This window comes from Nonomuraea lactucae, assembly GCF_003313395.1.
Taxonomy (GTDB): domain Bacteria; phylum Actinomycetota; class Actinomycetes; order Streptosporangiales; family Streptosporangiaceae; genus Nonomuraea; species Nonomuraea lactucae.
This window is the reverse complement of sequence record NZ_QNFZ01000010.1, coordinates 1-12,168: the sequence shown is the minus strand read 5'-3', so window position 1 is coordinate 12,168 and position 12,168 is coordinate 1. Positions and strand designations below refer to the sequence as shown.

Genomic DNA, 12,168 nt, shown 5'->3' with positions numbered 1-12,168 from the left:
GCGGTGGTCACGACGACGAGGGTCGGCGCGGTGATGGCGGCGAGGTCGTCGCGGACGTCGGTCCGGCGGACCAGGTCGACCTGGTCCGAGGTGCCGGGAGGGAGTTGGGAGGCGGTCTGCTCGGCGGCCGCGCGCACCTGGGCGGGCGTGAGGGAGTTCAGCACCGGGGCGCTGATGGTCAGCTGTGCCAGGTACTGGGCGAGGATGAGGTGCTGTCCGGCGTCGTAGAGCTGCTGCCAGATCGCGGCGGCCAGCTCGGTGCGGGTGTCCAGGCGGGCGAAGGCCGCGCTCAGCACGAGCGCGGTGATCCGCTGCGGGTGGCGCGCGGCGACCCGCAGGGCGACCGCGCCGCCCAGCGAATACCCGCAGACGGCGAAGGTGTCGAGCCCTTCCGCGTCCGCCGTGGCGACGAGCTGGTCCGCCAGGTCGTCGAGCTCCAGGGGCGCGGCAGGGGCCGGGGTGGTGCCCGATCCGGGGTAGTCGACGCCGACGACGGTGTGCCGCGCGGCGAGACCGTCCATGATCGGCCCGAAGTTGGCCGCGCTGCCGCCGCCTGCGCCATGGGCGAGGAGGAGGCCGGGGCCGGAGCCGTGCACGGTGCGGGCGTAGGGGGCCGGGACTGCGGTGGTCATGATGGTGTCCTCACGGGGAAGGGGTGAATGGGCGGCGGTGGCGGTGGGTCGGCGCTGGTCGTGCGGCCGGCGTCGGGCCCTGGGGTCATCTGCGGTGCTCATGTGTTCTCTCGGGCGGCCACGGGTGCGTGGGTCTGGCTGAGCAGGCGCACGGCGTCGGCGACGCGAGGGTCGGTCGCGGCGCGGAACGGGGCGACGGGATCGGCCTGGGGGCCGATGACGAGGCCGGTCCGGCCGGTCAGCGCGGCGTCGGTGGCGGCGGTGATCGAGGGCCGGGCGGCCACGGATGCGGGGCCGGACGTGGAGCGTTCGAACCGGCGGCGCACCAGCGGCCACAACAGCCGCAGCGGCGGGGAGACGATCTTCGGGTCGGTCAGGGTGCCGTTGGTCATGTCGGTCGCGGCGCCACCAGGATCTGCGGCGAAGACCGACACGCCCGTTCCCTCCAGCCGCCTCGCCAGGTCGAGCGTGTAGGCGAGGTTGGCTAGCTTGGCACGCCCGTACCAGTGGAAGCCGTAGTAGCCGCCCGGCGGCTCGACGGCGTCGAACACCCGCCTGGCGACGCCGACCGCGCCCGAGGTCACGTTCACGACCCGGCTGGGCGCCCCGGCCGTGAGCGTGGGCAGCAGCAGCTCAGTCAGCAGGTACGGCGACAGGTGATTGACCACGAACGACGCCTCGACGCCGTCGATGTGCTGCCGCCGGGCGAACATCGCCCCCACGTTGTTGACCAGCACCGTCAACGGTTCACCCGACGCCACGCGCTCGGCGGCGATCGTGTCGGCCAGCGCGCGGACCTGGTCGAGCGAGGCCAGGTCAGCAGAAAGGAACCGGCCGGGGTGCGCGGGTTGCTCCGCGTTGATCCGATCGACCGCCCTGGCTCCCCGGTCGGCGTCGCGACCGACCACGGTGACGGCGAATCCCGCAGCGGCCAGACCCAGCGCCGTCTCCAGACCGATGCCTCCTGTGCCGGCCGTGACCACGGCTGTCTTCGTCATGAGCCCCTCCACTCAAATAATCGGATAGATAATCCGTTTGAGTGGGACGATAGCACAACCGGATGGACTATCCGGTCGTGCGCGAGGCGCACGTGCGAGTGGTCGGAGAGTGGTCGGCGAGTGCCTCGCCGACCGGCTGCCCAACCGCGGCTTCGCCGTCCCGCCCTTCTCCGACGGCCGCTGGCAGGAGATCGCGGAAACCCGCTGGACCATCGAACCGGTCGTGCTGCGCATGTCCATCGAGCGCGGCGACGTCGACTAGGAGGCCTGTGTACGAGCGGCCCACCACCGTCTGGCCCGCACCCCTGGCGTACGTGCCGGAGGAGGGCGAGTACTACAGCGGCGCTTGGTCCGAAGCCCACCGGGTCTTCCACCGCACCCTGCTGGAGAGGCCGCCGGCCCGCGACGCCGGGTCGAGCGGTTGGTGGCGATTTCCCGGCCCTCGCGGATCGCGCCCCACAGCCGGGCCGAGGCCAAGGGGCCCCACACCAGCACACCGAGCCCGCACTGCTCGGTCACGGGCAGTACGTGGGTCTGGATCCCACGCTGCAGGATCGAGTAACCGGGCTGCTCGGTGACGGGACGACTCAGGTGGTGGTCTCGGCCCCGGTGGTTCAGCGCTGGTTGCCTGCGCGCAGCCACGCGATGTAGTCGGCGGCGGCTCGCTCTGTGCCGTATTCGGGCTGGTAGCCGGTGTCCTGCTGGAGACGGGTGATGTCCAGGACCGGATGGTGGGCCTCGCCCCCGGCGGGCAGGGTGATCCGGGCGTCGGGAACGGTCTTCTTGATCGCTTCGATGATGTCGGCGTTGGTCGTGGCGTGGCCGGAGCCGACGTTGTAGGTGCGGTGGTTCAACCTGTCCGCGAGCTGGAGCAGGGCGATCGCCCGTACGGTGTCTTTGACGTAGGTGAGGTCGAGCCCGTCTTCTGCGAAGGCCGGCCGCATGAGGGTGGACAGGTCGGGGGTGGTGCCGCGGGCGGCGGCGTGGATGAGGGCGGGCGCGGCGAAGAACGGGTCGGGGTGGCCGAGCGGTCCCCAGGTGCCAGAGATGCGGTAGTGGACGATGTCGAGGCCGGTGGTGTCGGCGAGGAAGCCGCCCAGCAGTTCGCCGACCTTCTTGAAGGTGGGGATCGAGACGGACGCGGTCATCGGCAGCGCTGCATCCTCACGGAGCGGCGACCTGGTGTCGGTACCGAGGTAGACGCCGATCGTGCTGGCGATGCCCAGGCGCCGCACTCCCCACTCATGCGCGGCCTGCACGATGTTCAGCAGTCCGCCGACCGCCTGCCGGGTCGCCTCGACCGGCGCATCGGGGACAGGTGGCCAGGGATAGGAGCCGGCCAGGTGCACGATCCCTGTGATCTTGTGGCGGTCGCCGATCGCCAGCAGGGTGTCGCGATCGGCGATATCCGCCCGCACCACCTCTACCCGCGTCTGGGCGAGGAGGGACGGGAGTTGGCGGGAGCCGCGCTGGACCACCACACAGTCTTCTCCCACGTCGGCCAGCGCCCGGACGGTGTGGGTGCCGATGAAGCCGAAGCCTCCGGTGACGAGGATCATCACGAATCCTTTCTGGCGTCGGTCTACTTGCTCTGCAGCTTCCCGAGCGGGGCGGAGGCTTCGGCCAGCGAGGCGGCGGCCGTTCGCCAGGCCGTGTCATCCTCGTCGAGGGCGCTGCGCAGGAACGCCGTGGTCAGCCGCTGGATCAGGGCGACGCGCTCGGGGTCCTCATCGGTTGTCTCGGCGATCTCGTGACCGGCGACGCCGCCGAGCGAGTGCTCGGCCCCGAACAGGGTGAGCAGGCTCTTGCTGCCCGGGCTGCGGTGGTAGGGATCGGTGAACCAGTCCGGTCCGCGCGAGGACAGCGGGGACTGGTCGTGGTCACCGGCGACGATGAGCGCCGGGGCCTTCATGCCGTCGAAGGACGGCCTCATGAAGGGGAAGTGCTCGGCGGCGAACGGGGTCAGGTCATCGCCCAGGCCGGTCAGCGCGAGCAGCACCCCCGCCTTGACGCGGGGGTCGGACAGGTCCTCGCCGGGAACACCGCCGTCGTCCAGGACGCGCGCGCCCAGCAGTGTGCTCGCCGTCTGTGCTCCCCAGGAGTGGCCCGCCACGGCGATCCGGCCGCGGTCGATGCGGCCGCCCAATCCCGGCACGGACGCCTCCAGCACGTCGAGCCCGTCCAGGACGCGGGTGAGGTCCTCGACGCGCAGCCGCCAGATCCGCGGCGTGCGGGGATCATCGGCCCGCAGGCCGAGCGTCCGTGAGTCGAGGTGGGTCGGCTGGACGACGACGAAACCCTCGGCGGCCCAGAAGTCCGTCAGCGGGGCGTAGCCGTCCATCGACCAGCCGAAGCCGTGCGAGAAGACGACGACGGGAAGATCGCCGCCGGTCGCGGGGGCCGACACGCGGACCTGGAGATCGTCACCGCGCCCCGGGGCGGGCAGGACCACCGGCTTGGCGGAGATCATCAGGGTGGGCGTCTGAGTTTCGGACATGGAAATGCCTTCCTTCGGGGTTGTCTTCCGGGCATCGGCCGGCGTCTGACATCATGAAAAGCGGAACGGTGTTCCGCGCCAAACAATACGGAACACCGTTCCGCTTTGCAACCGGGCGGAAGGAAACGTCGCGATGAACGACAGCGACCGGCGTACGGCAAGCATGGCCGGGTCCAAGCGGAAGGACGCCCGGCGCAACCAGCAAGCCCTGCTGGACGCTGCCGCCACGATCTTCGTCGCCTCCGGCGTGGAAGCCCCGGTACGCGACATCGCGGCCAAGGCCGGCGTCGGGATCGGCACGATCTACCGCCACTTCCCCACCCGGGCGGAGCTGATCATCGCCGTCTACCGCCACCAGGTCGACGCCTGCGCCGAAGCCGGGCCCGCCCTGCTGGCCGCAAGCCCGACACCGCACGCCGCCCTCGCCCAGTGGGTCGATCTGTTCGTCGACTTCCTGGTCACCAAGCACGGCCTCGCCGCCGCGATGCGAAGCGACAGCGCCGGATTTGAGACGCTGCACGCCTACTTCCTCGACCGCCTCCTGCCGGTGTGCACCCAACTCCTCGACGCCGCCACCACCTCCGGCGAGATCCACCCCGGCCTCGAGGCCTACCAGCTCATGCGCGGCATCGGAAACCTCTGCATCGGCGCCGATGCCGACCCCCGCTACGACGCGCGCCGAATGGTCGCTCTCCTCGTCGCCGGACTACGCCAACCGCACTGACCATGACGCCCGCGAAGGACTGGACTCACGTTCAACGGTCCTTGCCTGTGATCTTCGGAGGATGACGGCAGGGTTCCTTCGCCTGTCAGGTGGCAGTGCCGGGTGCGTGCCGGGCCGCCCGCGACCTCCATCGACGCCCACTCCCGCGCGGCTTCCCAGGCCGCCTCGGCCAGGTCGGTGAAGTCGATCGGGGGCAGGTCGGGGTCGGGGTGGGGGTCGAAGTCGTCGGGGCGCCGTCGTTGCCGAAGCGCAGCCAGGCGGAGAAGCCGTTGAAGCCCTGCGGTCGGGCTAAGGAGCGCCGGACCGCTTCGGGTGCCGCCGGGCGAGGTCTATGCAGCGATCCTTATGACCCCTTAACATCTGTAACCCTAAAGTACTATAAGCCTAGATAAAGGGGTAAAGCGGTGATCGAGTTCCACCTGGACGGCAGGTCGGGTGTGTCTCCGTACCTGCAACTGGTCCAGCAGGTACGGCACGCGCTACGGCTCGGCGTACTGCGCGAGGGCGACCAGTTGCCGACCGTCAAGGAGGTCGTGGCGCACCTGGCGATCAATGCCAACACCGTGCTCAAGGCTTACCGGGAACTCGAGCACGAGGGCCTGATCGCCGCCCGGCCAGGGGTGGGGACGTTCGTGACGGCGACGCTCACCGACACCTCGCTGGCCGCGCACGGCCCGCTGCGGCTGGAGCTGCAGCGTTGGCTGGCCAAGGCCCGCCGGGCCGGCCTCGACGAGGAAAGCATCGAGGCCCTCTTCATGACCACCTTTCGGACCACCGCTCAGGAGGACATAGCGTGACTTCTTCCGTCCTAGAAGCCCAGGGGCTGGGCAAGAAGTACGGCAAACGCTGGGCGCTGCGCGAGTGCACCATCGACATCCCGGCGGGCCACGTCGTCGGGCTGGTCGGCCCCAACGGCGCCGGCAAGACCACACTGCTGAAACTGGCCAGCGGCCAGCTCGAACCGACGGCGGGCAGCATCACGGTGCTCGGCGGCCGACCCGCCGGCGGGCCGGCGCAGCTGGCCAGGGTCGGGTTCGTCGCCCAGGGCACCCCCGTCTACGCAGGGCTGAGCATCGCCGATCACCTGCGGCTGGGGGCACGCCTCAACCCCCGCTGGGACGACGCCAGGGCGCGGGAGCGGATCGCGCAACTCGGTCTCACCTTCGACCGCCGTGCGGGCAAGCTGTCGGGCGGCCAGCGCGCCCAGGTCGCCCTCACCCTGGGCCTGGCCAAGCGGCCCGAGCTGCTGATCCTGGACGAGCCGGTCGCCTCGCTCGACCCGCTGGCCCGCCGGGAGTTCCTGCGAGGGCTGATGGAGGCCACCGTCGAGCACCAGCTCAGCGTGGTGCTCTCCTCCCACCTGGTCTCCGACCTGGAAAGGACGTGTGACTACCTGATCGTGCTCGTCGACTCGCGCGTCCAGGTGGCGGGCGAGGTCGACAAGCTGCTGGCCACCCATCACCGGCTCACCGGGCCGCGCCGTGATGCCGACCGGCTCCCCGCCGACCAGCACGTGATCTCCGCCAGCCACACCGACCGGCAGAGCACGTTCGTGGTCCGTACCGATGCCCCGATCCACGACCCCGCCTGGACGGTCACCCAGCTCGGCATGGAGGACCTCGTCCTGGCCTACATGGACAAGTCCACCGCCGAGTGCCGGCGAGCCGCCCTGGAGATGCAGCGATGATCTGGCTGACCTGGCGGCAGTTCCGCGGCTCGGCCGCGATGATGGCCGCCGTACTCGGCGTACTCGCCGTCGCCCTGGCCGTGACCGGCCCCGGACTGGCCTCCGCCTACTCGGCGGGGATCGCCGACTGCACCACGGACGACACCTGCGCCGGCTTCTACAACCGCTTCTTCGGCGAGTACGACCTCCCGTTCCTGGCCCTGACCCTTGGCGTGCTGATCCTGCCCGCCCTCATCGGGCTCTTCTGGGGAGCACCGTTGATCACCCGCGAGCTGGAGGCGGGCACGCACCTGCTGGTCTGGAACCAGAGCATCACCCGCGGCCGCTGGCTGGCGGTCAAGCTCGGGCTCACCGGACTGGTCGCCGTGGCCGCCGTCGGCCTGTGCGGCCTCATGGTGACCTGGTGGTCCGACCCCCTGGACAAGTCGGCCGCCGAGGGCATGGCCCTGATGGCACCCCTGGTGTTCAGCGCCCGCGGCATCGCCCCGATGGGCTACGCGGCCTTCGCCTTCGTGCTCGGTGTGACCGTGGGCATGGTGGTGCGCCGCACGCTGCCCGCCATGGCCCTCACGCTGGCCGTCTTCGCCGCGATCCAGCTCACTCTGCCGACGATGGTCCGTCCCCATCTGGTGGCCCCGGTGACCGCGACCTTCGAGCTCGGCATGGAGAACATGGAGAGCCTCAGCATCCCCCGGGAGGGAGGCGAATCCCCGCGGCTGTTCCTGAGGGAGGCTGTCCCCGGCCACCCGGGTTCCTGGGTCCTGGCCAACGAACTGCTCGCCCCATCCGGACAGGTGATCTCCGGCGGCGACGGCGGCACCGGAGCCGTCATCAACGTCTCCTCGACGTCGGGGCCCTGCGCACCGAGGAATGCGGCGCCGGGCGCCGGGGACGGCTGCCTGGGCGAGGTCAACCGTCTCGGCTACCGGCAGCAGGTTACCTACCAGCCCCTTGAGCGCTTCTGGATCTTCCAGTGGATCGAGACCGGGATCTACGCCCTGCTCACTGTGGGCCTCGCGTGGTTGTCGTTCTGGTGGATCCGGAGGCGCCTGTCATGACCGTGATCAGGGCCGTGACCGCCGGGCTCGCCCTCCTGCTGGCGGCGGCCTGTACGGCGCCGACGGCGCCGCGCAGCGAGACGAGTCCGGCGGCCGGCACGGTCTGCGCACGGCCCAAGGGCCGCCTCCCGGCGCAGACACCCACCACGATCGAGGTCGTCGAGCAGGCGTACTTCTGCATCCTCGGCAACTACTACAGCGGCGCCACGATGGACGCCCGCTTGCTGCTGACCGCCGGGTTCATCGCGTTGACGCGGGAACTCAACCTCAACGGGCGTGATGTCTCCGAGGCGACCATGCCGGCGCTGACCGGCGACCGGGAGGCCGACTGGACCGCTTTCGAGGCCGTCTATCGGAAGGTCGCCGATCAGGTCCCGGACGTGCGTGACAAGCTGGCCGTCGTCACCCTGGAGGCCATCGTGGCCGGCCTCGATGACAATCACGCCAGGTGGGTGCGCGACGTCGGAAAGGCGCCCCCCGGCTACCACGACGGTGACGGTTACGGCCTGGGCCTTGCGGCGAGCGTCAACGGACCTCAGGTGAACGGCAACCCCGGCGCCGCGCTTCCCCCGTTGTTCGTCACCACCGTGGAGGGCGGCGCGGCGCAGGCCGCTGGAGTTCGTCCGGGCGACATCATCGAATCGATCGACGGATCGGCGCCCTTCATCGACGGGAAGCCCACCCCCGCGATCGCCGCCCTCTACCCGCGATACCCGGAAGTCGACCCGGTCGAGCTGCAGCTGCTGCGGCAGAGCACCGGACGCCGCTGGAGCGTGACGCTCAAGCCCGCCGTTTACGAGCGGGATCTGGCCGCCCTGCAAGGGGTGACGCCGAAGCTGCTGGAAGACGGCATCGCCTATGTGCGGGTGCGCGGGTTCACTCCCGACGCCGGGGACAGGGTGTTCAAGGCGATCTCCCGGCTGCGCACCGGCCGGACGCTCACTGGCGTCGTGCTGGACCTGCGGGGCAACGGCGGCGGCCGCGCCCCTGAAGCGATCCGGCTGGTGAGCGCGTTCGTCCACGGCAAGGTCACCGCCTACCTGTGCACCGTGGACGCCAAGTGCGAAGCCTTGCGGACCGACGACACCGTCGAGCTGCTCAACCTGCCGCTTGCGGTGCTCACCGACCGCAGTTGCGCCTCGGCGTGCGAGCACTTCAGCTCCGCGGTCAAGGACCTGGGCATCGGCAAGTTGGTCGGCACCAGGACCGCCGGTGCCGTCTCCGGCCCCTCGGAGCCATTCCAGCTCAGCAACAACACCATGCTGGCCTTCCCCACCAGACACCACCTGGGGCCGAACCGCGAGACGCTCGACCGGATCGGCGTGCCGCCCGACCACTACGTGCCCCTGACCCCGAAGGACGCGGCCGCCGGGCGCGACCCCGCCCTGGCCAAGGCCCTGACCCTGCTGCACAAGTGAAGGGACTCTCGATGAGACTCCTCCTGGCAGCCGCTGCCGGACTGGCCGTCCTGGCCGCGTCCGCCTGCTCCGCGCCCGCGCCGCCCCGGTCGGCTACCAGGCCGTCGGCCACGCCCACCGGCCCGGCCGTCCTGCCCGCGCCCACCGGCGACCACCCGGTCGGCACCACCATCCTGTACGTGAACGACACCTCCCGCCCCGATCCCTGGAACCTCGACGTCGGCGCCAGGGAGCTCAAGGTCACCCTGTGGTACCCGACCGAGCGAAAGGAGGGGGAGCGGGCCCCGTACATGACGCCGAAGGAGTCGGAGCTCTTCCTGAGGGGCTCCGCGATCGCGGGCGTGCCGTCCGACACGCTGAGCAAGACGCGGACGAACGCCATCAAAGACGCCGAACCCGCGGGGGAGAAGCTTCCGCTGGTGGTGCTCTCTCCCGGCTTCACCAAGCCGATGAGCTCACTCACGGCCCTGGCCGAGGACCTGGCCAGCCGGGGGTACGTCGTGGCCGGGATCGACCACACCCACGAGAGCTACGTCACGACCTTGTCCGATGGGCGGATCGCCGACTGCATCGCGTGCGACAGCGACACCGATCCGGGCTTCGGCGCGCGGGTGGTGCAGGGCCGGGCGGCCGACGTCTCCTTCGTGCTCGACCAGTTGCCGGCGAAGTGGGACGGTTCCGGCCTGATCGACCGCTCCAGAATCGCGATGGTCGGCCAGTCGATGGGCGGGGCCAGCGCGATGGCGGCCATGCTGGAGGACTCCCGCGTACGCGCCGGCATCGACATGGACGGCAGCACCTACGCCCGGATTCCCAAGAGCGGATTCTCCCGGCCGTTCATGTTCATCGGTTCGGAGCAGCATGTCCCCGGTGGCGGCGATGCTTCGTGGGACCGTGACTGGAAGCTGCTGACCGGGTGGAAGCGCTGGATCGCGGTGACGGGTACGGACCACCAGGCGTTCACCGACATTCCGCTGGTGGGGCCCTCCCTCGGCATCGAGCCCGTACACGGTGTCCTGCCCGCGGAGCGCGGCGCCGAGATCGCCCGCACGTACGTGGCGGCCTTCCTCGACCGGCACCTGAAGTCGCAGCGGCAGCCCATCCTGGACAAACCGTCATCGCGCTACCCCGAGGCCAAGTTGTGCCCTGAGGACTGCGGTCAATCATGAATCCCCACGCGCCGTGGAGCTCCCGAGGGCTGCCGACCGTAACCCGCCCGGCAGCGCCGCCGACCCGACGCTCGGTCAGGAGCGCTCCCGCAGGAGCATCAGGGCGGCCGTCGCGCTGGCCACAGTCGCATTGGCCGGCACGGCCTGCGGAGGTGACCAGCACCCTGGCGGGACCAATGTGTCCTTCGCGCCGCAGGGCGATGGCCGGGTCCAGCCGAGATGCCGGCAAAACCGGCCATGAGTCGATCTTGAGAACGTTGGGCATCCCGCTGCGGGTCCGGGTTGGTGGGGTACCCGGGCCGGAGCACAGGGCTCTCCGCGAGGGTTGGCGCGTGATCTCGGAAGTCGACCGTCGGGGACGGCGGGGAGCCTGGCTCTAGTTTGTGCGTTTCTGTTACCCGCGGTTCAAGCGGACCATCTCCGAGCGCGAACTGCGCGAGGCGTACTCGCCGAGCCTGGCGGAGATGGACTGGGCGCGGGAGATGACCGACAGCGAGCAGACCCGTCGTCGCTGATGGTGTGGCTGAAGGCCCGGCTGAGGCTGGACGGCGATCAGGCCGCTGCGCGCAAGCTGGCCGAGCAGGCGATCCGGCAGGCGGCCACGACCAAGGACCACCCGGCCGATCTGATCAACGTGGCGCTGGAGGACCTGGCCAAGCACAGCTGCGAGTTCCCGGCCTTCTCCACTCTGGATGACCTGGCCTCTTCTGTGTGCGCGGAGGTCAACGGCGCCATCTTCACCCTGGCCTACGGCCGGATGAGCTCAGCTGGGAGGACTGCCAGCCGCACCTGGCCGTCGCCAACGGCTGTCCACAGGTTCTTCAACCCCGATCTACCCGGCGGTGCCCAGCTACGCCGACACGCTCGTCCGCTTCACCACGCTCGCCGGGGACCGGGCCGCCGCCACGCTCACGCCCGAGGACTACGCCGCGGTGATGGACAAGTGGAACAGTGCGGCCGCCGCAACCTGGAACCGACACCTGTCCGCGCTGACCTCGTTCACCGCCTGGGCCTGACGGCAGGAGATCCTCGCCACCAACCCGGCCCGCCGATTGGAGCGGCGCAAGCCCGCCCGCCGCGGTGATCGCTCGATTCCGCGCGCCCGCCTGGACAAGCTGTTCACCGACAACCAGCACGGCCTGCGCGAACGCGTTCTCTGGCGAATGCTGTACGAGACCGCCGCCCGCGCCGAAGAGATCCTCTCCCTCAACATCGAGGACCTGGACTTGGAATTCCGGCGCCGCCGCGTCACCTCCAACGGCGGCGCCACCGAGTACGTGCACTGGGCCACCGGCACAGCCCGCCTCCTGCCCCGCCTGCTACGCGGCTGCACCACCGGGCCGGTCTTTCTTGCCGACCGGCGCGTACCCGCCTCGGGGCCACGTGCCCCGCAGCTGCCGACAACCCCGCTGACCCTTTCAGGGACCGACCTCGCGGTGGACGACCATCCCTTCGGGCCAGGGGTGCGAACGCGAGTCGCCAGGTATTGCCTGAGGCGTTCATCCCAGAGAGCGCCTGCACGCCGGAATCACCGACCGGAGCGACCTAAGAATCACGATGGCCCATTCTGACTACTTTGTGGCCAGGGTTGGATTTGGGCGTGGGTGACTGTCTGCGTCGTGGGGTCATGGCGGATGGGTGGAGATCGTCTCCCGGGGGGCGCGCAAGTCGTCGGCACTCCAGCGTTCGGCGCTCTCGTCGTCCGAGGGGAAGAACGCCTCGATGCGGAGTTCCTGTGCCGTGACGTCGACCGGTGTGCCGATGGTGTCGATGCGGAGTTCCTGTGCCGTGACGTCGACCGGTGTGCCGATGGTGGAGACGACCGAGAAGAACCGCACGACTCCGCCGCCGAGCCGGAAGTGCACGTCGACGATCGGGATCGGCGCCGGTGTGGTCCGTGGCGCCGCGATGAGCGCCTCGACCTCCGTGCGCGACCGGAGCTCCCGCACCAGCTCGGCGGTGACCAGGTCGAGCACCCCGCCCAC

At 70.3% G+C, this 12,168-nt stretch carries 13 protein-coding genes and 3 pseudogenes; 11 read left to right on the top strand and 5 right to left on the bottom strand.

Features of this window, described 5'->3' with window-relative positions; translation table 11 throughout:
* Window positions 1-2: 2 nt before the first annotated feature.
* Window positions 3-521: pseudogene (locus tag DQW85_RS46315) on the bottom strand (alpha/beta fold hydrolase); the annotation flags it as partial.
* Between the two features lie 209 nt (window positions 522-730).
* Window positions 731-1,630, bottom strand: coding sequence for an SDR family NAD(P)-dependent oxidoreductase (locus tag DQW85_RS00460; protein WP_113698512.1), 900 nt, complete (start codon window positions 1,628-1,630; stop codon window positions 731-733).
* A 109-nt stretch (window positions 1,631-1,739) separates the two neighbouring features.
* Here DQW85_RS00460 and DQW85_RS45460 point away from each other — a divergent pair, with 109 nt between their 5' ends.
* On the top strand, window positions 1,740-1,892 hold the full coding sequence (locus DQW85_RS45460; protein ID WP_205314757.1) for a GntR family transcriptional regulator: 153 nt from the start codon (window positions 1,740-1,742) through the stop codon (window positions 1,890-1,892).
* 352 nt (window positions 1,893-2,244) lie between these two features.
* Here DQW85_RS45460 and DQW85_RS00445 read toward each other — a convergent pair whose 3' ends face one another.
* Together DQW85_RS00445 and DQW85_RS00440 are read right to left on the bottom strand one after the other, a co-directional pair.
* Entirely contained in the window at window positions 2,245-3,189 is a 945-nt protein-coding gene (locus tag DQW85_RS00445) for an NAD-dependent epimerase/dehydratase family protein (RefSeq protein ID WP_113698511.1), read from the bottom strand.
* A gap of 23 nt (window positions 3,190-3,212) precedes the next feature.
* Window positions 3,213-4,127: an alpha/beta hydrolase family protein gene (locus tag DQW85_RS00440; protein WP_113698510.1), complete on the bottom strand. Its 915-nt coding sequence runs from the start codon at window positions 4,125-4,127 to the stop codon at window positions 3,213-3,215.
* Window positions 4,128-4,260: 133 nt separating this feature from the next.
* On the opposite strand from DQW85_RS00440, the gene DQW85_RS00435 reads away from it, so the two are divergent.
* From DQW85_RS00435 to DQW85_RS45450, 10 genes and pseudogenes are all read left to right on the top strand, one after another.
* Window positions 4,261-4,851: a TetR/AcrR family transcriptional regulator gene (locus DQW85_RS00435; protein ID WP_113698509.1), complete on the top strand. Its 591-nt coding sequence runs from the start codon at window positions 4,261-4,263 to the stop codon at window positions 4,849-4,851.
* Between the two features lie 404 nt (window positions 4,852-5,255).
* A complete protein-coding gene (locus DQW85_RS00430; RefSeq protein WP_113698508.1) occupies window positions 5,256-5,648 on the top strand; it encodes a GntR family transcriptional regulator in 393 nt (130 codons plus the stop codon).
* A complete protein-coding gene (locus DQW85_RS00425; protein ID WP_113698507.1) occupies window positions 5,645-6,538 on the top strand; it encodes an ABC transporter ATP-binding protein in 894 nt (297 codons plus the stop codon). Before DQW85_RS00430 ends, DQW85_RS00425 begins: the two co-directional genes overlap by 4 nt.
* Complete coding sequence (locus DQW85_RS00420; protein ID WP_113698506.1) at window positions 6,535-7,596, top strand: ABC transporter permease; 1,062 nt, start codon at window positions 6,535-6,537, stop codon at window positions 7,594-7,596. The genes DQW85_RS00425 and DQW85_RS00420 overlap by 4 nt, the downstream gene beginning before the upstream one ends.
* Window positions 7,593-9,014 carry a S41 family peptidase gene (locus DQW85_RS00415; protein WP_113698505.1) on the top strand — a complete coding sequence of 474 codons (1,422 nt, stop codon included), beginning with the start codon at window positions 7,593-7,595 and terminating at the stop codon, window positions 9,012-9,014. The genes DQW85_RS00420 and DQW85_RS00415 overlap by 4 nt, the downstream gene beginning before the upstream one ends.
* Before the next feature lie 11 nt (window positions 9,015-9,025).
* A complete protein-coding gene (locus tag DQW85_RS00410; protein ID WP_113698504.1) occupies window positions 9,026-10,183 on the top strand; it encodes an alpha/beta hydrolase family protein in 1,158 nt (385 codons plus the stop codon).
* A gap of 383 nt (window positions 10,184-10,566) precedes the next feature.
* Entirely contained in the window at window positions 10,567-10,698 is a 132-nt protein-coding gene (locus DQW85_RS47470) for a hypothetical protein (protein ID WP_275888151.1), read from the top strand.
* Window positions 10,698-10,883, top strand: a pseudogene (locus tag DQW85_RS48005) (DUF4158 domain-containing protein); the annotation flags it as partial. The gene DQW85_RS47470 and the pseudogene DQW85_RS48005, both read left to right, overlap by 1 nt.
* Window positions 10,884-11,025: 142 nt before the next feature.
* Window positions 11,026-11,199 (top strand): site-specific integrase, encoded by a 174-nt coding sequence (locus DQW85_RS45455; protein WP_205314756.1) that lies wholly within the window; start codon window positions 11,026-11,028, stop codon window positions 11,197-11,199.
* A 36-nt stretch (window positions 11,200-11,235) separates the two neighbouring features.
* On the top strand, window positions 11,236-11,754 hold the full coding sequence (locus tag DQW85_RS45450) for a site-specific integrase (protein WP_205314755.1): 519 nt from the start codon (window positions 11,236-11,238) through the stop codon (window positions 11,752-11,754).
* Window positions 11,755-11,808: 54 nt separating this feature from the next.
* Here DQW85_RS45450 and DQW85_RS00395 read toward each other — a convergent pair.
* Window positions 11,809-12,168, bottom strand: a pseudogene (locus tag DQW85_RS00395) (hypothetical protein); the annotation flags it as partial.